The organism is Bacillus sp. hwrm1 (genome assembly GCF_040207805.1).
Taxonomy (GTDB): Bacteria; Bacillota; Bacilli; order Bacillales; family Bacillaceae; genus Bacillus; species Bacillus velezensis.
In genome coordinates this window covers 1,781,325-1,803,981 of sequence record NZ_CP157943.1, presented here as the reverse complement: position 1 = coordinate 1,803,981, position 22,657 = coordinate 1,781,325, and the positions used below count along the sequence as shown (strand labels likewise).

Here is a 22,657-nt window from a genome sequence, read left to right as displayed (position 1 = left end):
TAATGGCTAGAAAAAAGATAGCATATGCAACAAAAGAAAAGGTCAACAAAATTAACCCCAAAAATGCGGAATTAATCCGAAAGTATTTTGTCTTTAAAAACATGAACCTTTCGGAATCCAGTAAAGTGGGATATCAATCAGATTTCAATCAATGGCTGGTATATATTTTAGAGAATTACAATAATCAGCACATTGTGGATATTATTAAAGAAGATCCTGATGATATGGTTGATTTAATTGAAGACTTTGTTGCATTCTGTACCAGTATTCTAGGCAATAATGAACGAAGAATTCAGAGACGAATGAGTAGCATTAGCTCATTCTTTTTATTTTTAAGGAAAAAACGTAAGATCAAAGAGAATCCCGTTGACTTCTTAGACAGGCCTAAGGCTGGAACTGGTGAAAAACTTCAAATTAAACAGACCTTCCTAACAAAAGAACAAGTCGAAGAAATCAGAAAAGGACTTAAAAAGAAGGAAAATATTCAGTTAGAGCTCTTCTTTGAATTCGGTCTCTCCACGATGGCCAGAGCTAATGCCATAAGCAACGTTAAAGTTGAACAAATTGACTTTGAAAGACTTCGGGTGGAAGATGTCATTGAAAAAGAAGGATACAAAGTCACCCTCTTCCCTTCTCAAAGAGCTATTGATCTTGTTAAGGAATGGTTGGAATACAGATCCGAAAACGGAATTGAATGCGAATACCTTTTCATAACAAAGTACGGAGGCACATGGAAGAAAGCTGAAACCGGAACTCTGCAAGGGTATTGGATAAAGAGAATCGGAGAAATAATTGAGATTCCTGAATTACACTGTCATGATTTAAGGCACAGTGGTAGTAACCTTCTGTATCACAGTGGCATGAGTCTAGAGGACGTGTCTCAATTATTGAACCATAAAGGCACTGACGTAACAAAGAATCACTATCTAGAAGTAAACAAAGATGCTATTCAAGACAAGAAAGCAAAATTTGAAGTGTAAATGAAATCCCTCTTTTATGCAGAATCAAAATCCTTCAATTGAGGGATTTTGCTTATGTATGAAATAATCTTTGTAGTCCTCTCTCTTCTTTAAAATTTCCATTTGTGTCCGATAATCACCTTGAGGTGAACATTTTGGACAATGAAGCATATTACAAAAAATATTTGGAAGAGAGCTTAATTAAATTAAGAAGTTCAGAACTTATAGAATTTATTAAAAGAGAATTTCCAGAAGAAGTGGAATATGATCATGATCTTCACCGAAAAAAAATTGAAGTGCTGAAAACATTATCTAAAACAGACTTATCGGCTGCGATAGCCCGACTAGCTAGAATTCAACGGAAATTTGACCATACCAAATTATGGACTGTTGCCGCTGTACTTATTGGTACAATGCTTGTTGTTTTACAAATCTTATTTAAAGTAAACCTTGCAAAAATTACAGACGAAAACTATATAAATTTTTTATTGTACGGTATTGTTGCTATGATAATAAGTAAGATTATATATAATTCTGCCAGAAAGGATATTAAAATTTCAAATACAGCTGCTTATTTTAAAGACTTGCTCGAAGAGCTTAAGTCAGATAAATAAATTTTCTTTAACGTAGAGTTATTACCTGAGAGATGGTAAGTAATCACTCGCTTTATTTCATATTGTTAGTTCTACACTTTTGGAAATCATGCTATAATGTAGGAAAATAATACTGGCGGTGATTGGATGATATGGGCTATCATTCTAATTTTAGTTGTCGGCTCTTTCATTATTATTGGGGTTTTAGCATCGGATAAGCAAAAAGAAATAGATAAAAAAAGGGCAAACGAGATTGAGATGGTTGGGAACTTCCCTTCTAATTGCAAGTCGATTATTAATCCAGATAAAAATGCAAAGCTTACATTGATTGAACCGGAAGATAAATTTATGATTCACAAATTCAATCAATATGGAACACTTGAAGAAACAATTATCCCCTTTGAAAAAATCATTGAAGCCGAGGTTTCAATTGATGATAGTACAATCACAAAAGTTTCCAAAGGAAGTCAAATAACAGGCGCTGTTGTAGGTGGATTAGCCGCAGGCAGTATTGGAGCTTTAGTTGGCGGGCTGACTTCCAATAAGACAGAAACAAAGTATTTCAAAAAAATTGATTTGAAATTAAAGCTCGATGATTTCTCCTCCCCTATTTACAGATTTGATTTCCTGCCGAGTAAAGATGAATTTGGACTAGAGATTGTTAAAGGGTTTAAACAGGACGATCCAAAAGTTAAGGATGCTTTATCAAATGCTGAAATATGGCAAGGGATTATGGAGATAGCAATACGGAAAGCAAACAAAGTCGCTCAATAATGAGTGGCTTTTTTATATGCCCTAAAAATCACTCTCCCCTATTCGAAAGGATGTGACCTATATTTGAGTCAAGATTTAAAGATCATACTCACACCCAAAGCTGATACCTCCTCAAAGACTGTCGAACAGTTAAATCAGCAAATTAAATCTTTAGAGAAAAAGCTTAATTCCCTTAATTTAAAGACCAATATTGATGCCTCTGCTTTAAAGACTCTCAACGACTTCTCCTCTGCGGTTGACACTTATCAAAAACATCTCAAATCCTTCAATCAAACAATTAAAGAAACTACAACGATTACCCGAAATGCTGATGGCACTGTTGAAAAACTTACGCAGCAATATAAGAAAAATGGCGAAATCATTCAGCGTGAAACAAAGACCATAGACAATCGCAATCAATCATTACGTGAACAAACGCAAGAAGTTAACAGGCTTGCTCAAGCGACTGAAAAACTTGGTCAAGTACAGAAAAGAACAGAACAGAAGAATTCTCAAGGACAAACAACGAGGGTTACTCAAAAGAACCGCAATGGCTTCGATGATATTACCTATACAACAGATCCAAAAACAAACGCTACTACGTCAAAAGTAACAACGAATTATGATCAACAACGAAAAGCTATTGAACAATTAAAACTGGATTTGGAAAAACTTAGACAGCAAGGAATTGTAGCTGACACTACCCTCTCTTCCCTTGGACGGAAATTAAATACTGCTCAAACAGCACAACAAATTGAAGTATTACAAAACAGAATTAAAATGCTCGATGATAAGTCTGCTGCTGTGGCGAAAAATAATGAGCTCAGAAAAACTATTGAGTTGTATCAACGCCAAGCACAGGTAAACGTACAAAACCTTAATACACGTTATGGCGATACTATGGGTGCCGGCAATAGACAAGCTACTCAAGATTATTTAAATGCAGTAAATGGTCTTAATGTAAGTGCCGGCGGTAATAATATCAGATCTCAAATGCAAAGCTTGAACATGCAATTTAGGGAATTGGCTTCAAATGCTCAAACAGCGTCTAGTCAAGCCTCCTCTTTTGGCACGGAGTTAACTCAAGCTTTCAAGAGTATGTCGACATATTTGATCTCCGGTTCTTTGTTCTATGGTGCTATATCTGGGCTCAAGGAAATGGTTTCTCAGGCTGTTGAAATTGATACTCTAATGACAAACATCAGACGTGTGATGAATGAGCCTGATTACAAGTACAATCAGCTTCTTCAAGAGTCAATCGACTTAGGTGACACGCTTTCAAATAAGATCACTGACATCCTGCAAATGACTGGCGATTTTGGGCGTATGGGTTTTGATGAAAGCGAACTGACCACTCTAACAAAAACCGCTCAGGTACTTCAAAACGTCTCTGACTTGACTCCTGACGATACAGTTAACACTTTGACTGCCGCAATGTTAAATTTCAATATTGCCGCAAATGATTCCATTTCAATTGCAGACAAGCTAAATGAAGTCGATAACAACTATGCTGTAACTACTCTAGACCTAGCGAATTCGATTCGAAAAGCAGGAAGTACCGCTTCCACTTTTGGCGTTGAATTAAATGACCTGATTGGGTATACTACTGCAATTGCAAGTACCACCCGTGAATCAGGAAACATTGTTGGTAACTCACTTAAAACCATTTTCGCACGTATTGGGAATAATAATAGCTCAATTAAAGCCTTAGAACAGATTGGTATTTCTGTGAAAACAGCTAGTGGTGAGGCGAAATCTGCTACTGAATTAATTAATGAGTTAGCAGACAAATGGAATAACCTCAGCGATGCTCAAAAACAAAACACCTCGATAGGTGTAGCGGGCATTTATCAGCTTTCTAGATTTAATGCCTTAATGAACAACTTTTCCATATCACAAAACGCAGCGACTACTGCGGCTAATTCCGCAGGAAGCGCTTGGAGTGAACAGCAGAAATACGCTGACAGTTTACAGGCAAGATTAAATAGGTTGTCAAATGCATTTACAGAGATGTCAGTTGCCTCAAGTGAAGCTTTCATATCAGATAGTATTGTTGTTTTTGCAGATGCACTTAAAGGTTTAATGCAAATAAGTGCTCAAATCACTAAAACAGTCGGTCTCCTTCCTCAAGTTATAGGAGCTGCTACAGCTGCAGTTATGCTTTTTAACACTTCTTTACGTACAAGTGCACTTACCTCAGGAATGGCAATGGGCGTAGCCCTTAAAAATTTAGTACTCAACTTTAATGCTGTAACTGTTGGAGTAACTGCCGCCTCTGCCAAAACAGTTGTATGGAATAGAGCTGTAACTGCATTTAATGCATCCCTAGTTGGACTTAAAAGAGTGGCGATGACCACTGGAGCTTTCTTAGCAGGAAGTTTTCTTCCTATGGCAGCCATGGTTGGACTGGGCGTCGTTATTGAGAAACTCATTTCCTCTTATTCTGATTTAAAACAAGCTAGAGAAGACTTTGAACAAGCTAAAACTACTAGCATTGAAGCAATTACAACGAATAAAGATGAAACAGACAAACTGATTAGTCAATACAGAGAATTACAAAAGGCTAAAGATGGCGGAGCTTTATCGGCTGACCAAGAGCAAGAATATCTGCAAGTAACACAACAATTAGCACAAACATTCCCGAATTTGATCGCTGGTTATGATTCTCAAGGGCAAGCAATCTTAAAGAAAAACCAAGCACTCAAGGATGCTATAAAGTACACTGAAGACCTTAGTAATTTAAACAAAAAAGACATTCAAACAGGTGCCAATAGTAACTTTAAGGAAAGCTTAAAAGACATTGATAAACTCAATGATAAGATTAAACAGTATAAGCAGGTTGCTGATTATTATAAAAACGGCAAGAGCTGGGATATTTTCTCTTCTGAAAATGACAAAAAAAATCAAGGTATTAAAGCTGAACAAGATGCACTACGTACTGAACAAGAGCTATCCAGCTCACAGGCTAAAATTAGAGAGCAAGTGCAACAGACAATTGATGCCTTTAACTCAATAAAGATAAATCCGAATCTTTCAAGGGAAATATCTAACGCATTCGATAAAATCGACTTCAGCAAAATGAATGCAGATGAACTTGAGTCATTTTCAATAAATGTTTCGAAATACATGGATAATATCCAAAAAGCTCTGCAATCGGGCAATAAAAATAATTTTGATTCCGCCTCTAAAAGCTTAGAACAGCTCGTTAATCAATATATGAGTGGCAAAGATAAAGCTAATGGTTTGGCTTTATCTTATGATGACCTTAAAACTGCCATTGACTCTACAAATGATTCTGCACAAACTGCAAAAGTAACATGGGATGAAAATGGTGAAGGTGTAGATGCATTAGGTGAGCAAGTCGGGAATTTATCTGACAAGCTCAAAGAGGCTAAAGGTGATTTTGAAGCAATTAAAGGAATCATCGATGATTTAGTTGAATCGAAACAAAATGATGCTGCTATATCTGCCATTCAAAATGAAGCTTATGACACTATGTCTGACAGCATCTCCCCTTTAAATAACCTCCTTGAAAAAATGTCTGAAGGTAAAAATATATCTGCAACAGAAGCCATGAAGCTTATTCAGAAAGAACATGATCTTGCTGATGCAATTTCAGTTGAAAATGGTGTTGTAAAAATCAACAGAAATGCAGTTGTTAAGCTTCGGGACACAAAACTCAAAGCTTACAATGATATGCAACAATCTGTAAGACAAGATCTAATTAATCAGGCTAATGCATTAAACAAAAAGATTAATATGTATAAGTCTGAAGTCAAGGCTATCAAGACTGTTCAAGACGCTTATAAAATGAAGTCTGAGCTTGAAGATAACAAGAAAAAGATATACGACGAACTAAAAAAAGGGAACAGTGGTGCGCTGCAGTTCCTACCGAAAACACAGGATGATTTAAATCAAGTCACTGATATCACTGATCAGCTTAAAGAGCTTGATAAACTAGCCGATTTGGCTTCAACTTCCCTATCTGAAACAGGAACATCTCTTGATGACCTTTCTTCTTCAAGTGATAAAGCCTCTGAGGAAATGAAAACATCTATGTATGTGGCTGATAAATACAAGGAAGCTCTGGAGAAAGTCAACGCTGAAGCTGAAAAGTACAATAAGCAGGTAAACGACTATCCAAAGTATTCTCAAAGTTATCGAAATGCCCTGCAGAAAGAAATTAAAGCTCTTCAACAAAAGAAAAAGCTTATGCAGGAGCAAGCCAAACTCCTCAAGGATCAAATCAAGTCAGGGAACATTGCACAATACGGTATCGTAACCTCTTCCCTTTCCTCTGGTTCATCTTCTGGTGGTTCTTATTCTTCCGGTGGCGGGTCTTACTCCGGTAAATACTCCAGTTACATTAATTCTGCCGCAAGCAAATACGGTGTTGATCCAGCTCTAATTGCAGCAGTAATCCAACAAGAATCAGGATTCAATGCAAGGGCTCGTTCTGGAGCAGGCGCAGCAGGATTAATGCAGTTGATGCCTTCCACTGCCAAAAGCTTAGGTGTAAACAATGTTTATGATCCTTATCAGAGCATTATGGGTGGCACGAAATATTTAGCCCAACAACTAAGCAAATTTGGTGGCAATGTTGAGAAAGCACTTGCTGCTTATAACGCAGGGCCTGGTAATGTAATTAAGTATGGTGGAGTCCCTCCTTTCAAGGAAACACAGAATTATGTTCAGAAGATCATGTCAAATTACACCAAGTCAATAACTTCTGCTAATTCCTCTATTGCAAGCTACTACACGAAGAACAGTGCGTTTAGAATAAGTTCTAAGTATGGTGCACAAGATGGCGCTTACCGATCAACTCCACATAAAGGTGTCGACTTCGCAGCAAAAGCTGGAACCGCAATCAAATCGGTTCAGAGTGGAAAAGTTCAAATTGCTGGATACAGTAAAACAGCTGGTAACTGGGTTGTCATTCAGCAGGATGATGGAAAAGTTGCTAAGTATATGCATATGCTTGATACCCCTTCTGTTAAAGCCGGTCAAACTGTTAAAGCTGGTCAGACCATCGGTAAAGTTGGTAGTACGGGTAATTCAACAGGAAATCACCTTCATCTTCAAATTGAGGAAAACGGAAAGACGGTTGACCCTGAGAAGTATTTAAAAGGTGTCGGTACATCTATTTCAGATGCATCCCAAGCTGAAGCAGAACGACAGCAAGCAATAGCACAAGCCAAATCTGACCTCCTCTCTCTCCAGGGTGACATTAATTCAGTAAACGATCAGATACAAGAGCTTCAATATGAGATCGTTCAGTCGCATCTTGATGAATATGACAAGCGCATTGGTGATTTTGATGTAAGAATCGCTAAAGACAAAGCCCTCGCTAGTCATTATCTGAGCGACAGTAAAGAATTCCGCAAGTATACAAACGATCAGAAAAAAGCTTTAACTGAACAGCAAAAGATTCAGGGTCAGAAGGTTTCTTTTATTGAAAAAGAAATCAAAACAAACAAAACTCTGAATGCCGCTCAAAGAGCACAGCTTGCTGAGGAATTAAAACAAGCTAAGATTGATCTCATCAATTTCCAAGAAGAAGTAAGAGAACTTCAGGGACAGCTCATCCAATCCAAAGTTGATGAAACGCTTAACGGTATAGAGAAATCAACCAAGAAAACTGAATCCAAGCTTAAAGATGTTAGCAACAAAATATCCATGACCGAGGAAGATAAAGACAAGGTTAAATATTATAGCCAACAGATTAAGCTTATTCAGCAGCAACAGAATGAAGCGAAGAAGTATATCAAACAGTTGGAAGCACAAAAGAAAGCTGCTAAAGGATTCCCGGATATTCAGAAACAAATTACTGAAGAAATCGAGAACTGGAAAGACAAGCAGAAGGATTACAACCTGGAGCTTTACAACACAAAGAAATCAATCAAAGATGTGTACAAATCTCTTGCTGATGAAGTTGTCTCTATCTACAAAGAGATGTACGAAAAGATGCGTGATATCGAATTAAAAGCGCACCAAAAAGCTACACAAGACTTGATTGATGAGATTGATAAAACTGATGATGAAGCTAAATACCAAAAAGAGCTCAAAGAAAAGAATCAGGCTATTCAGGAAACCAAAGATAAACTAAACAAACTATCCCTTGATGACTCTGATGAAGCAAAATCACAGGTTAAAGACTTGGAAAAGCAACTTCAAGAACAGCAAGAAGCATTAGATGAGTTTCTTAAAGATCGTGAAAACAGTAAGCGAAAAGAATCGTTACAAGATCAGCTTCAAAAAGATGAAGATTCAATTAATAAGAAATATGATGATCTCGTTAATGATGAGCGTGGATTTAAGGAACTTGAGAAAAAGCTAATGGATGGCAAAATTACCGATATTGCTAAGCAACTGAATGAATTCTCTAAGTTCATTAACAGCAATATGGAGTCCATTGGGAAAAGCATCTCTAATAACCTTATCGATAAGCTTAAAGAAGCTTCTAATGCCCTTAATACTGTGACCAAGGGTAATAAAACTGGAAAAAAGGTATCTTCTTTTGCATCGGGCGGATATACAGGAACAGGACTAGGTGCAGGTAAGCTCGCCTTCCTACACGATAAAGAGCTCATCCTTAATAAAACCGACACTGCAAATATCTTGGATACAGTAAAAACTGTACGTGAGAACAATGCTCCAAAAGAAGAGACACCTAAATGGGGTCAAGATGGGAAATTAACAGCCTTGATTAACAAAGGGATTACTTCTATTCCATCAATAATTCCGAATATTAATCAATCCAGTCTTTCTAATAGTTTGATACCGAGTATTCAAAGCCTCTCTTCCCCACCAGATGCTACTAAGTCAGTAAACGGCACTGTAAACAACAATAATTTTAAAGCTACATTTAACATTAATGAATCAGAAAATCCTCAGAAAACTGCTGATTTTGTATTCAATAAATTTGCAAATGGTCTTAAAAACAAGGGCATAAATTTCAACAACTCATGAGCCAGTGTATATGCTGGCTCTTCTTATTTTTGAGGTGATAAAAATTGATTAGAGAAAGCCTCTATTTTTTATTTAATAACGAAAAATCAAGTGACTATGGCGTCACAAATGTTAATACTGATTCAGGCTTAGTTGAGGAACCGTTCTTAGGCTCAAGAACAGTCAATGAAACTTATGTAAAGGGTCGACCTGAACCCTACACTGAAGGTGTTAAACAGGAACCTAAGCAATTCCCATTGAATTTTTATCTCGGTGATCACTTTGATGAAAAGAATGTACGAGCAATTAAACGTTGGTTAAGCGTAGATGATTACAAGCCTTTTGCGTTTAGCCAAAACCTTGATATCGTTTATTATGCAATGCCAGTAGATACAGCTGATTTAGTTCATAATGCCGCTCGTAATGGCTACGTCCGGTTAACTATGAAATGCAACTCCCCTTACGCTTACAGTCGAAATGCAATTACTCATGCCTTTGATATATCCTCCGGTACTGAAATTGTTGAGTTGCATAATAAAGGCGATGTAAACATCTTCCCCTCTTTAGAAATATTGAAAATTGGTGATGGTGACATAAAAATCGAAAATCTCAGTGATTTCAGCGAACCGTTTTTATTCAGCAACTTGAAAGATAAGGAGCTCTTAAAAATAAACGGCGAAAAAGAAATTATTGAGTCTAATCTTTATGGCAATGAGCGCTATGACGATTTTAATGACCAGTACTTGAGAATGGGCTTCGGAAGAAACAGATTAAAGGTTACAGGCAATTGTAAATTAAGATTTTCATTTAGATACAAGTATTTGTAGGAGGGGTTAGACATTTGATTACAATTCGTAAAGACACGGAAATTAAAGATATTCGTCTTTCCCTAGCTAAACCAAATAAAACAAAGATCGCAAATATTGATGAAGTAATCAATCCTATGGTAACGCTCAATCACGGCAGCAATGTACACGAATTAACATTCTCAATCCCTTTAACTGCCACTTACGATGGTGTAAATAAACGGAATCATGTTGTTGATCTATTGAGGCCCTGGTACTTAATAAAATCAGAATTTTATGGACTTACAATCTGGTTTACAGTAGTCAAGAAAACCAAATCATACAGCAATGATATGGACACTATCCAGGTTGAATGCAAATCACTTCAATATGTACTTTCTAAGCAAGGTGTCATTAAGTATGAAGAAACTTCGAAAAATCTTAAAGAGGCCGCTACCGACTGCCTAAAAAATACTGAATGGTCTATCGGTTTCATTGATCCCCTCTTCAATTTAAAATACAGACAGTTTGATATTTCTTCTTCAAACAAGCTTGATTTTATGTATTCGATTTGCGAGAAATTCGAAGCGATTCCTGTTTTTAATACAATTGACTGTACAGTTGATTTTTACAAAGAATCCGATGTGTCTAAATATAAGGGACTCAAAATAACTCCTGCCCAATATATGATTTCTCTGGATGACATTGAGGATATGGATGATGTCGTTACAAGGATTTATGCTACAGGCAAAGATGGATTAAGCATCAACTCCGTAAATCCAACCGGACAATCATACATAGACGATTTTTCGTACTTCCTCTACCCTTTTCAGCGTGACCAGAAACGAAATGTAATCGAAAGAAGCAGCTACATGTCTGATGCACTTTGTCATGCAATTTTAGATTACAACGACCTGGTTAATAATGAAGGCAGTTCTTTCTACAAACTTTTAGATGAGAAAAAGAAAGCCGAGGAAAAAGAAACAGCATCGAATAATGACCTATATACGTTGCAACTTGATTTCCAAAAGATATTGGACAGGATTACAGTTGCAAGTAAAGCCGGCGATGATACTACTGATCTAATAAAGCAAAGAGATGCTAAATCAAAAGAAGTTGAATCAAAAAAAGAAGAAATTAAAGCAATACAAGCTTCTATTACACAAATTTCAACACAGATTACCGCCCTTAAAGATAAACTGTCTTTTGAAAAGAACTTCAGCACTGATCTCCAGAAAGAACTTTCAAAATACATTATTACAGCAGAATGGTCTAATGACAGTATCTTTGATGAGAATGAACTATATGATGCTGCAAACGAAGAACTTGAAAACCGAAATGCACCAGCTGTTAATCTTACATTAGGTTTAGTGAACTTTTTCAATTGCATTAGTGAAAAACATAACTGGGACAGGTTTTCTCTTGGCGACATCGTAAGGGTACAACAGAAAAGCTTCTATACCGATGTAAAAGCAACAATAACAGCTATTTCGATTGATTTTGAACAGTCTAACTTGAGCGTTACAGTTTCAAATGGTAAACGCGCTTCATCGGATTTTGAGAACATGCTGAAAACAGTTTATCGAACAAATAAAATCAGCACTGAGACAAACAAAAGGAAAATCAAGTACGATGAGGTTACTGAAAACTTCAACCGACGTAATGACAGGATTGCTGTTAAACCCGCCTCCCCTGTTATTGCAAAGGACGGCACTGCTATTTCTCATACGACCAATGATGATGGTTCTGTTGACGTAACTTTCCAATGGGACTATGTTGAATCAGACGAAGATCAATACAATATTGATGGTTTTGAAATTTATCTGCATGGAAGCAACAAAAATGAAGAGTACGTTTTTGGCTCAAAAATGGCAAGTGAAGACTTGAAGAATGTAAAGTATGACAAACGAGCTGCTACATTTACAGGACTCCCCTCCAATATGTACTACACAATTGGTATTCAAGCCTATCGAAGAGTTGATGCAGATATAGAGATAACTCAATTCATTGGATCTGACATCGTAAAATCCCTTCACCCAAACGAAAACCCCTACCTCCCTTCTTCTACTGTAGAAGTTAAAGGAAAGCTAAATGGCTCGAAATACACGGTCTCCTCAACCGAGCCTGAGGAACCAGAAGCAAACGATTTATGGACTAATACGGTTACAGGTGTTGTTTCATCTTACGACGGCGAAAAATGGGTTTCCAGTGATCAAAAAACTGCTGAATTAGTTGAAACCACAGCAGCACAAGTTGACACTAAGCTGTCCGACTACGATAGTCGCGTTCAAAACATTGAACTCAATAACCTTTTGGTCAACCCCTTGAAATGGAAAGGCGGAAATGTTTCAGCATTTGGCCGTAAATACTATGCCGATGTCAGTTATGATTCAACTGTTTTAAACTTAAATACAATCACTATTCCTATCCTTATTAATGCAGTGGATGCTTCAGACTCAAATCCAACTGTTGTGGATTACACTTATAACGAAGCGTGGGATATGATCCCTAAACTCAAAAATGACGGGTACAACATTATTTTAGAACCCTACCCCTTCATCGCAAATGGAACGATAGCTGAAACCGATTGGGCACCTTCTGATCTAGACCAATGGTTCGCAGCATGGAACAACATCCTGCAAGACTTCGCTAAAAAATGCGAACAATTTAAATTAGACGGCTTATACATTGCTTCAAACTTAGTTCATATGGAAGACTCAACAGAAAAGTGGAAATCAGTTATTACAGCCCTAAGGAGTTTATTTTCTGGCAAGATACTCTACCGGACAAATTATTGGGTAACCGCTGAGTGGGCTCCCGAAACGATTGCTGCATATAATAAAAAGCTGAACAATCCTTTATTCGGACTAGTTGATATTATTGCAATAGCAGCTTACTTTGAATTAACTGATAATCGAAATCCATCTGTCGATCAGTTAATTGATGCTATTTATAGTGTACCGTTATATGGACGAGGACAAAATATATTTAAGGAAATCAAAGCATTTTATGATAAATGGAATAAGCCGATCTTCTTTGGTGAACTTGGCATCCCACCTTACAGTAACTCTCCTGAACAGCCCCATAACTCATTCGGTGACCTAGGGGAATACAATGAATCAATTCAGGCGAATTGGTTTGAAGCATGGGTTAGAGTTTTTCAAGCTCAAGATTGGTGGCAAGGATATTCTGTATACGCAATTTCAGATGAGAAGTCTGTTTACAACGTAATTGACAAGAAGGCTGAATCCATTATTAGAGGACAAACATTAGGTGGTACTAAGGGAAGACTGCAGAGTTTAGAAGAGAGAGTCGCGCACTTAGAAGAATTGCTCAAATCAATTACACAATAAGAAAGGACGGTGAATTTAGTTTGGATTTTCCTCAGCTCTATAACGATCCCACCCTTTCTCAAAAAAGGAAGGGCTCAATCGATGACCCTTATTTAAGCTATAGTGAAACTTTAACTGTTTACAATGATCGAGTCTTACTTACAGAAGTACCTAACCGTGAGTACAGGGTCGAGGTTAGTGGTGACAGTAAAGAATGGCGAGAAATTGAAGATGGTGAATTAGAAGACAACTACTTTAAGGTTGATTACCTTATGGGAGTTGTCTTTTTCAATGGTTCAAATGAAGGCAAATCACTTACTTTTACATATCAAGGAGAAGGCGCATCCTTCTTCCCTGCCTCAAGAATTTGGATTAAACGGCAAGGAAATATGGTCATTGAAACACTTCAAGGCTTAATTGATGATGCTGAAGATGCCATTATTCGTATCAACGAACGTATTGCTGAATGTGAACGTGTCACCAAGAGATGTATTGAAATAACAAATTGGTGCAGACAAGCAACATCAGATTATGAGTATGTAGTTGAAAACACTAGGAAGATTTACTTGCCGTTTGTGTACACCTATCAGGATTTATTAAACACTTATCCTTCCCCTCAAATTGGTTGGACTGTCACTGTAAAAGAAACAGGCATTGAATATCGATGGGATGGTTTCGACTGGATAAATATTAGCGTGTCAGATAAGTATGATGGTTTCAACATTGTTTCCAGCTATGTTGAGCCTTACAACATCAGATCAGTATGGTTGAGAACGAACAATGCTCCCAAAAAGATGAGGATAAAACCTTCTGTAGAACCCCCTGACGGAAGTATGGTTTGGATTAGAAAAGGATAAGGAGGAGTATAGATTGAGCGACAATTTAATTCCCGTAAACACAATGGGTTATATGGACGAAGAAACAGAGCAATGGATACCCATTGATGCTATAGGGTTAAAATCAAATAATATCAGATATACTGCAGACGATATTCAAGAGGCTTTTGATAAAGCTTCTAAGGATATTAAAAACGTAATAAGCACAGTCGATTCTGGTTTAACAGATATCACAAACACTATTGGAGACATTTCAAAAATCCCTGCAGCTGGTGCAACAATTGTTGATAAAGTCTTAAATGAGTTTATCAGACGAAGTGTCAATGTTCAGGATTTTGGGGCTAAGGGTGATGGTGTTACTGATGACACTGAAGCTTTCAAAGCTGCCTTTGCAAGTGGGAAACGAGAGGTTTTTGTACCTGCAGGTATTTATATGGTTCAAGGATTACATATCCCTTCTTATGTCAGACTTTACGGTGTTGGATCAGGGTCTATTATCAAGCTTCATCCAACTGCTGCCGGAACATCTTGTGTGTTAACCAATAGCGACTACACAAACGGAAACGAATATATCTTAATTGAAGACTTAGACCTCGATTGGAATTTAGACAAAAAGGACAACACCATTACAAATGGAACAAATGCAAACTGTGTGGGTATTGTTAACTCTAAATTTGTTCGGGTTAGAAACGTCAATGCTCGTAATCCAGGTGTACACGGTTTTGATGTAAGCTCCCCTGTTTGGAACTCTTCTTCTGATGGAGCAGATCATTATCAGCCAAATGGTAGCAAATATGTTTGGATTGAAAATTGTACTGCAACTAACTATGGTGATGATGGCTTCACAACTCACTATTCAGACTACATCTTCTTCACTAACTGTTACGCCTATGACGCTAATGGATCCGCACACAGCAAAGGAGCTTCAAATTCAAACGGTTTTGAAATTGATGATGGCTCTAAAAACGTATGGCTTGTGAACTGTTACAGCCGAAAAAATTGCAGGGGTTTTGAAGTCAAAGCTCACAACAGAGCACCTGCAGCAAGAAACGTAAACTTAATAAACTGCTATTCCGAAAATGATATCCGCGCTTTCGACTTTAGACATATTGGCTTCCACCTAGCCTCCGAAAAAATCTCCACAAGTGCATTTGACATTAATATCGTTAACTGCACTGCACAACACCCTATTTTCAGTGACCTTTACCAAGGTTTAAATCCTCGCGCACTTGTCATTTCCGCTTATAGAAATGTCAACGTATCAAACTTCAATGCAATTGGTGATCCGACGTATGATTATAAGAATACTACAGTAATCTCTACTCAATATAAGAGCAGAAATATCAACCTAAGCAACATCACTGTTTCGGGGTTTACAACAGCAAGTAACGATATCTATGTAATCGGTGGAGCTCAAAAATCAGACAATGTAAACATCTCGAATGTAACCATTAACCAATCTGCATTAGTGGGTATTGCTGTTGGAAGTAAAGTTGGCTCAGTCAATATCAATAACGTTAACATGACGGGAACAAACAAAGCAGGTTCAATTGGCGTTTATTGTACTAACTCACAAGCTAATATTAGTGCTGCGATGTGCGAACAATACGCTACTCCCAGTAAAATTGCCGGAAAAACCTACACGTTTATCCCGAATAATTTCAAGGGCGGTCTACGTGGGGCTACGACTTCTGGCTATGCTAAAACAAATACTAGTGCAGTATTAGCTTCATCGGGTGAACCTCAAGCACTTGGAGATGCCACTTTAGTTGGAGCCACTACCGGAGGATGCGTTGCAAAGGGAACAAGAACCAACGTTTTCGGCTCATCAGGCGGAAGCTCTGTAGATGGATCTCGTAGCGGTGTTTACAACTCCAATGATTCTCATATCGAGGGGCAAAATGTATCACGTGAAATCCACGCTTCTGGAGGTGTAAAACTTGGTGAAAATGATCGCTATATGGTGGTTGGCGGATATGGCCCTACTCCATCCAGAGCAAATATTAAATGGATGCTAAACTCCATGAATGGAGATATAACATCTGCAGGAAAGATGAATGGCGGAGCCACCTTTAGTGATTACGCTGAGTATTTTGAAAGCCTTGACGGAAAAGCAATTCCGACAGGGACTATTGTCACTCTTGAAGGAGCTAAAATTCGTCCGGCGAGAAAAGGTGAAGATGTACACGGAGTAATCTCCGAAACTGCAGGAACTATTTTAGGCGGAGCTGACATTCACTGGCAAGGTAGATATTTAAAGAATGAGTTTGGTGGATATATATATGAAGATGTGGTCAACCCAGAAACCGGTGATGTTAAGAAACTGCCTAAAGTAAACCCTGAGTGGATTGAAAAAATAGATTACGTCCCTCGTGAAGAACGTCCTGAATGGAATATAGTAGGATTGCTCGGACAGGTTTATGTAAAAGTGGACAGTACTGTTTCTGTGGGAGATCGAATTGAAGGTAATTATGGAATCGGCACAAAAACAGAAGACAGGTTTTACTCTTGGAAGGCTATGGAGATTGTAACTCCATATTCAGACAAGCTCGGTTATGGCATTGCCATCTGCTTAATTAAGTAACCCTTATAATTAAAGGAGGTGGTTATGTTCTAGTTAAAATATAAATTTTATTCAATTTACGGCATTCAAAAACAGAGATAACAAGAGCATACGTGAGATAAAGAGAGATAGGGATTTGTCCCCTTCTCTCTTTTTTGTGCTCAAATTTAATTTAGGAGAGATGTTTAATATGGCTATTCAAGCGAGACAAATGTTAGTATCACCAGACAAATATTCAATCAAATGTCCATATGCATTATCTGCTTCATTCATCACTTTTCACAATACATACAACGACGCACCAGCGCAAAATGAAGTTAGTTATATGATCGGTAACAATAATGAAGTTTCTTTTCACTTTGCTGTAGATGATAAAGAGGTTGTCCAAGGGATTCCTACAAATCGTAATGCATGGCATACGGGTGATGGATCAGGTGTGAATTCAGGAAACCGGACTTCCATCGGTGTAGAAGTTTGCTACTCTAAATCAGGCGGAGAGCGCTATAAAAAAGCTGAAGCGTTGGCTATTAAGTTTATTGCACAACTCCTTAAAGAACGTGGCTGGGGCATAGATCGAGTTAAAAAGCATCAAGACTGGTCTGGCAAGTATTGCCCACATCGAGTTCTTGATGAAGGACGTTGGAATGCTGTTAAAGCTTCTATTGCTGCTGAATTGAAAGCACTCGGCGGGAAAACTTCTTCCTCATCTTCAAAGCCAACAAAAGTCGTTAAAACAAATGGCTCTTATGTTAAGAACACAGTTATCGCAGACAGTCTTAATGTGAGAACTCAGCGCAATGCGAACTCCTCTATTGTACTTGCCCTTCCTAAAGGCTCCACTGTCCAATACCAAAAAGGATCAACTCAAAATGGTTGGGGTTATATCAAATATACAAACTCCAAAGGCGCTACATACAGCGGATATGTAAATGTGAAATACATTAAAAGTGATGCTGAGCTTGGAAAATCAACCCCAAAGCCTAAACCCACTTCTAAGCCTGATAGCAGTGGAATCAAATCTGTAGGCAAGATTAAAGTTGTCGGAGTAAAAAGCGCTGCTATCGTAATGGACAGACCTGATAAAAACAAAGCGAAGAATCTCGGCACTGTGGAGCTAGGTGATACCGTCAGCATTTCTGGCTCAGTGAAAGGGTTAAACAATGCTAAGGGTTACTGGGAAGTTATCTACAAAGGTAAACGAGGCTACATCTCAGGACAATTTGGCTCAAAAATCTAAATATATTTAAATATCTTTGAGAATGATTGTAGCTCAAAGTGTATCAATGATTATTTAGGAGGTGATGTGACATTACCTCCTATTTTTTATGGAGGATGATTGCATTGTGGCTGAAAAAGAAAACTATGAAGTTTTAAAGACCGAGGTCGCTCATATAAAAGAACGTCTTAAAGAACAAGCAGAAGATAGAAAAATCATGTTGGAAACACAAAAAACAACAAGTGAATCGCTCATTAGGCTTACCACTGTTGTTGAGAATCAGGAAAAAAACCTTGTTGAAACAAAAAATTTGTTCACCACTGAGATAGCTGGACTAAGAAATGAGTTTCAGCAAGTTAATCAGTCGCAAACAAAATGGCTTCAAAACTTATTAGAAGGAACATTCGGCAAGACATTAAAGATTTTAGTTCTAATTATTCTCTTACTGCTTGGTGCAGAGATCGCTGGTGTTGATATCACCAAATTAGCTAATTTATAAGGAGACGATTTAATGACTAAAATTAACTGGAAAGTAAGACTTAAAAAGAAAACATTCCTGGTTGCAATCTTCTCTGCAACTCTTTTGTTTGCACAAGCAATTGCATCTGCATTTGGATACGACATTTCTGTGTTTAGCGATGATCTTACTGAGAAATTTAATGCTTTGCTTACATTTCTAACTGCAATGGGGGTTGTAGTGGATCCAACCACTACAGGTATCTCAGACAGCGATCAAGCCATGGAATACACAGAGCCAAAATAACTTGGGGAGTTTATCTCCCCCTTTTTTTCATTTTCAAGAAGAAAGGAATGATTGTTGATTATGCAAATAGGATCTGGATATATCGGAAGTCCAATGCTTGAGAAGTCAGAATCTAACCATGAAGTAATCCCCTCCCCACCTGCAACCTGGACGATTAAATATTCTTTCTATAAGTTCAGCTTTTCGAATGATCAGGAATGCCACGTATCAATCAATGGTGGAGATCCTATCTATTTAAGGGCTGGACAAGGCTTTCAAATGGACGCTCACGATTCACCTATCACAAGCTTCAAAATTTCTGAGTCAGGAATTACATATAACTTTTTGGGGGCGCATAAATGAGTTTTTTCAATCCAATGGTTAATGTCTCAATTGTCACTGGGAAGTCTGCTTATGAAATCGCAGTGGACAATGGTTTTTCAGGAACTGTAGAGGAATGGTTAGCTTCACTAAAAGGTGAAAAAGGCAACACTGGAGCTACTGGCGCTAAGGGAGACAAAGGTGATACTGGTGCAACCGGTGCTAAAGGAGCTACTGGTGCTGCCGGTAAAGATGGAAAATCAGCATATGAATTAGCCGTTCAACAAGGCTTCACTGGAACATTAGATGAGTGGCTTGCTTCTCTAAAAGCAACAGCAAACTGATCATATACCCTTCTCTAACGAGGAGGGTATTTTTTTCGTTTCGTTCATAATCGAATTATTGATTTGTTTTTAATTTTCACTCAAATTCCCTTTACATTTCTTTCCTCCAATGCAACTATATAATAAAATGGATTTGAAAGGGGTTTAGGACTTGGAGAACGAAAAGGTCATTCCTTATGATTTAGTAGCAACAAAGATGAATCATTGGTATGTGGCTATTAAAAAGAATTGGGTCGGTAGAGCAGAAGAAATGCGTAAAGAAGTTATGCAGGAAATAAAAATTATGGAAGAAAACCAAGATGTTTTACTATACTACTCCCTACTTGAGTTTAGACATAAGCTAATGTTGGCATATATGTATCCTAACGCTATAAAAGACATTGAGAAAAACTATGGTGAGTTAAAAGCATACGAAGGCCATGAAAACTTAACTGGAATGCTCGAATATTACTATTATTTTTTCATGGGCATGTTCTATTTTAGACAAAAGGAGTTGGCATTCTCCCTTAATCACTATAGACAAGCTGAGAGATATTTGGATTCAATTGAGAGCGAAGATATTGAAGTTGAAAAAGCTGAATTTTATTTTAAATTGTCAGAAGTGTATTACCACATGAAACAGACTTATTTTTCAATGAATTATGCCATGAGGGCTTACGATATATTTAAAAAGCAACCTGCTATTGACGGGAGCCCTACATACGGGGTACAAAAGGTACGCTGTCAATTCGTCATATTTGGTAATTTATTGGACAGTATGAAGTTTGATGAAGCTTTAAAGCAAGCATACAAAGCGTATCAGGAAGCAGTAGAGCTAAACAAAAGTGAAAAGAATCGTGGGCATTTGATGCGTTCAGCACTGTTTAATATTGGATTATGTTATAATCAAATGGAAGAACTTGATAAAGCATTTTTTCACTTTAATAAGTCACTTCAAATCATTGAGCCGGAAAATCATGATTACGCTGCTAAAACATTATTTGTTATCTCCTTCTTAAAGGGAAGGCAAAATGACATTGAAAACGCAAAAAAATTTTATGAACAGGCCAAACAGTTGGCTGAACGGCATAACAATGAAATGGTACTTGAAAAGTTAAAAATGGTTAAAGGACTTTTCTTGGACTATGATTTAGACTTAGTTAGGAAAACATTCGAGTTCTTCAAAGAAAGAAGTATATACCCTGACATGGAAAGCTATGGTGTCTCTGTAGCAGATTTTCTCACTGGAAAACAGGATGCTTGGGGTGCAGTTGAATTTTATCGTTTGGCAAATGAAGCAAGAAGACAAATCAAAAGGGGAGAAGCAATATGAAAACTAAACTATTTATCTGTGCAGTTCTATTATTCGGCGTTGCCGGAACAGTGGGTGCTTCCTATCTCCAACAACAAAATGATACGTTCAAGGTTGCTGAAAGAGCCGAAACGTAAAAAACTAATGACTTTGTAAGGAGAACAGAGGGAGCTGCTCTCTGTTCTCATGATTTATGTCCACCCGTCAAACCTGCTCTATGCAAAGCTGTGCCTCCAGGTGTATAAGAAACAGCTCGTAAGATCGCTTTAGATCCGTATTTGTTTCTTATCCCGTCCATAACGAATCCAAGCTTTCTTCTCTTCTCATTATCTTTTTCAAACAGACTTAATTGTTGATTTACATCATCCTCAATATTGGATAAGGTAACTGAAACACTTCGTACCGTTTTGCCTGTATAGAATTTATCAAACAACATCAAGCAATATCGATAAATATCCATTGTGATATTTGTAGGCAAATCAATCGTTTTAGCTCTGTGAAAGCCGCCGCTGAACTCATCTTTACTGTAACCAATACCCAAGCTAATTGTGCGCCCTACTTTGTTATGTGTTCGTGCTCTTCGTGCAACCTCTTCACAAATCTCCAAGAGAACCGCCTTGATATCCTCTTTCTTCGTATAGTCTCTAAGTAATATCTGACTTTTCCCGTAGCTTATTTGCCCTTGCATCAAAGGAGCTCCAATTTCAGAAAGGTCAATTCCATGTGCATGATAATAAAGCTGATTGCCCATAATGCCGAATCGTTTTTCAAGTAGCTCTAATGGATATTTAGCTAATTGACCAACAGTTGAAATCCCCATCCGGTTTAAATTCCTCTCCATCCTCCCTCCTATTCCCCACATTTCAGATAACGGATGAACACACCAAAGCTTATTTGGAACATCTTCATATCTCCACCGTGCAATCCCAGTCTTTGTTTTCTTACTCTCTAAATCAAGAGCTAACTTACTCAGCAACATATTGTCACCAATACCAACAGTACAAACTAAGCCAAACTCTCTCTTCATACTGCTCTGAATTGCTTCTGCCATGACTTCAGGATTTTCTTTTCCTGCATCTAAAAAAGATTCATCAATTGAGTACGTGTGTACACATGTTTCAGGAACGAACCTGTAAAACAATTTAGTGATTTCAGTTGAAACTCTGATGAAAAGTTTCATTTGCGGGTTTACTATGTGAATTCTCGGATCATCTGGAATCTCAAATAACCGGGAACCAGTCTTGACTCCATAATCTTTTTTAAGTGCAGGAGATGCTGCTAAGACGACACTTCCCTGTCTATCCGTGTTTCCAACTACAGCGAGGTAACATGTCATTGGATTCAATCCCATTGTTACAGCTGAAACTGAAGCATAAAAGGATTTCATATCTACACAAAGTATATTTTTACGTGGAAACTGTGAGTAATCAATCATTGTAAGCAACTCCTATGATGTCATTCATGGTGATGTATACGGTTTGATCGTGATGATCTTTTACATGCAATTTGTGTTGTTCGTAATTGAGATATTGAACTGTACCGATTAAATCCTCGGCAACCCCTTCTTTAAAGAGCTTAAACTTTAGTTCTTTATTCAGCGCCATTGCTTCAGAAACCAGGATGTCAATCTCCTCAATTTGTTGCTCATCTAAAGATGGCTTCTCCATTTTCGAAACATCTAACAAGTCCTGTTTTAATTGCGTTAAATGTTCTGGAAGCATCATGGAAGTCCATTTGATCGCCCCTCGATCTCTAAGCATTTTGAATCACTCCTTTATTGATCTAATATTAACAGAACAAATGTTCTTTATTCAATATAAATAAGAACAATAGTTCGATGTAATTGTTGGAAATGACTATTCAGCAAGTATCCACTAAGCTTTATGGGCTGCTCTAGTCGATACTTGAGTTCAGTTTCAAGAAATCCGCAGGAAAAAGTAAAAACAGCCGCCAGAAGAAAATGCGGCTGTGTGT

The 22,657-nt window shown here is 37.6% G+C and carries 15 protein-coding genes; 13 read left to right on the top strand and 2 right to left on the bottom strand.

The window, feature by feature from the left end; genetic code table 11:
- The first annotated feature begins 2 nt into the window (after positions 1 to 2).
- From ABK447_RS09185 to ABK447_RS09125, 13 genes are all read left to right on the top strand, one after another.
- Entirely contained in the window at positions 3 to 980 is a 978-nt protein-coding gene (locus ABK447_RS09185) for a tyrosine-type recombinase/integrase (protein ID WP_236655725.1), read from the top strand.
- Positions 981 to 1,114: 134 nt separating this feature from the next.
- Positions 1,115 to 1,573 carry a hypothetical protein gene (locus tag ABK447_RS09180; RefSeq protein WP_109566959.1) on the top strand — a complete coding sequence of 153 codons (459 nt, stop codon included), beginning with the start codon at positions 1,115 to 1,117 and terminating at the stop codon, positions 1,571 to 1,573.
- 126 nt (positions 1,574 to 1,699) lie between these two features.
- Positions 1,700 to 2,326, top strand: coding sequence for a hypothetical protein (locus ABK447_RS09175; protein ID WP_197200346.1), 627 nt, complete (start codon positions 1,700 to 1,702; stop codon positions 2,324 to 2,326).
- Positions 2,327 to 2,389: 63 nt separating this feature from the next.
- Entirely contained in the window at positions 2,390 to 9,274 is a 6,885-nt protein-coding gene (locus ABK447_RS09170; protein ID WP_197200347.1) for a phage tail tape measure protein, read from the top strand.
- 44 nt (positions 9,275 to 9,318) lie between these two features.
- Positions 9,319 to 10,080 carry a phage tail domain-containing protein gene (locus ABK447_RS09165; RefSeq protein WP_197200348.1) on the top strand — a complete coding sequence of 254 codons (762 nt, stop codon included), beginning with the start codon at positions 9,319 to 9,321 and terminating at the stop codon, positions 10,078 to 10,080.
- Positions 10,081 to 10,094: 14 nt separating this feature from the next.
- The gene (locus ABK447_RS09160) at positions 10,095 to 13,391 is read left to right on the top strand and encodes a phage tail protein (RefSeq protein ID WP_241745095.1); all 3,297 of its coding nucleotides are present in this window, start codon (positions 10,095 to 10,097) and stop codon (positions 13,389 to 13,391) included.
- Positions 13,392 to 13,411: 20 nt separating this feature from the next.
- A complete protein-coding gene (locus ABK447_RS09155; protein WP_197200349.1) occupies positions 13,412 to 14,227 on the top strand; it encodes a hypothetical protein in 816 nt (271 codons plus the stop codon).
- Between the two features lie 13 nt (positions 14,228 to 14,240).
- Positions 14,241 to 16,790 carry a peptidase G2 autoproteolytic cleavage domain-containing protein gene (locus ABK447_RS09150; RefSeq protein ID WP_241745096.1) on the top strand — a complete coding sequence of 850 codons (2,550 nt, stop codon included), beginning with the start codon at positions 14,241 to 14,243 and terminating at the stop codon, positions 16,788 to 16,790.
- Between the two features lie 169 nt (positions 16,791 to 16,959).
- A complete protein-coding gene (locus ABK447_RS09145; protein ID WP_079005041.1) occupies positions 16,960 to 18,006 on the top strand; it encodes an N-acetylmuramoyl-L-alanine amidase family protein in 1,047 nt (348 codons plus the stop codon).
- Positions 18,007 to 18,112: 106 nt separating this feature from the next.
- The gene (locus tag ABK447_RS09140) at positions 18,113 to 18,484 is read left to right on the top strand and encodes a hypothetical protein (protein WP_014472511.1); all 372 of its coding nucleotides are present in this window, start codon (positions 18,113 to 18,115) and stop codon (positions 18,482 to 18,484) included.
- Positions 18,485 to 18,496: 12 nt separating this feature from the next.
- The gene (locus tag ABK447_RS09135) at positions 18,497 to 18,748 is read left to right on the top strand and encodes a phage holin (protein WP_014470077.1); all 252 of its coding nucleotides are present in this window, start codon (positions 18,497 to 18,499) and stop codon (positions 18,746 to 18,748) included.
- 338 nt (positions 18,749 to 19,086) lie between these two features.
- Positions 19,087 to 19,392 carry a hypothetical protein gene (locus ABK447_RS09130; protein ID WP_099762739.1) on the top strand — a complete coding sequence of 102 codons (306 nt, stop codon included), beginning with the start codon at positions 19,087 to 19,089 and terminating at the stop codon, positions 19,390 to 19,392.
- Positions 19,393 to 19,543: 151 nt separating this feature from the next.
- Complete coding sequence (locus ABK447_RS09125) at positions 19,544 to 20,704, top strand: tetratricopeptide repeat protein (RefSeq protein WP_020954197.1); 1,161 nt, start codon at positions 19,544 to 19,546, stop codon at positions 20,702 to 20,704.
- A gap of 163 nt (positions 20,705 to 20,867) precedes the next feature.
- On the opposite strand, the gene ABK447_RS09120 is transcribed toward ABK447_RS09125, so the two are convergent.
- Both ABK447_RS09120 and ABK447_RS09115 read right to left on the bottom strand, forming a co-directional pair.
- Complete coding sequence (locus tag ABK447_RS09120) at positions 20,868 to 22,118, bottom strand: UV damage repair protein UvrX (RefSeq protein ID WP_197200350.1); 1,251 nt, start codon at positions 22,116 to 22,118, stop codon at positions 20,868 to 20,870.
- On the bottom strand, positions 22,111 to 22,443 hold the full coding sequence (locus ABK447_RS09115) for a YolD-like family protein (RefSeq protein ID WP_064778347.1): 333 nt from the start codon (positions 22,441 to 22,443) through the stop codon (positions 22,111 to 22,113). The genes ABK447_RS09120 and ABK447_RS09115 overlap by 8 nt, the downstream gene beginning before the upstream one ends.
- Between the last annotated feature and the right edge of the window lie 214 nt (positions 22,444 to 22,657).

Coding starts and splice junctions, on each gene's coding strand:
- ABK447_RS09120 (WP_197200350.1), bottom strand. CDS start 22,118: ATGATTGATTACTCACAGTTTCCACGTAAAAATATACTTTGTGTAGAT.
- ABK447_RS09145 (WP_079005041.1), top strand. CDS start 16,960: ATGGCTATTCAAGCGAGACAAATGTTAGTATCACCAGACAAATATTCA.
- ABK447_RS09135 (WP_014470077.1), top strand. CDS start 18,497: ATGACTAAAATTAACTGGAAAGTAAGACTTAAAAAGAAAACATTCCTG.
- ABK447_RS09130 (WP_099762739.1), top strand. CDS start 19,087: ATGAGTTTTTTCAATCCAATGGTTAATGTCTCAATTGTCACTGGGAAG.
- ABK447_RS09175 (WP_197200346.1), top strand. CDS start 1,700: ATGATATGGGCTATCATTCTAATTTTAGTTGTCGGCTCTTTCATTATT.
- ABK447_RS09115 (WP_064778347.1), bottom strand. CDS start 22,443: ATGCTTAGAGATCGAGGGGCGATCAAATGGACTTCCATGATGCTTCCA.
- ABK447_RS09185 (WP_236655725.1), top strand. CDS start 3: ATGGCTAGAAAAAAGATAGCATATGCAACAAAAGAAAAGGTCAACAAA.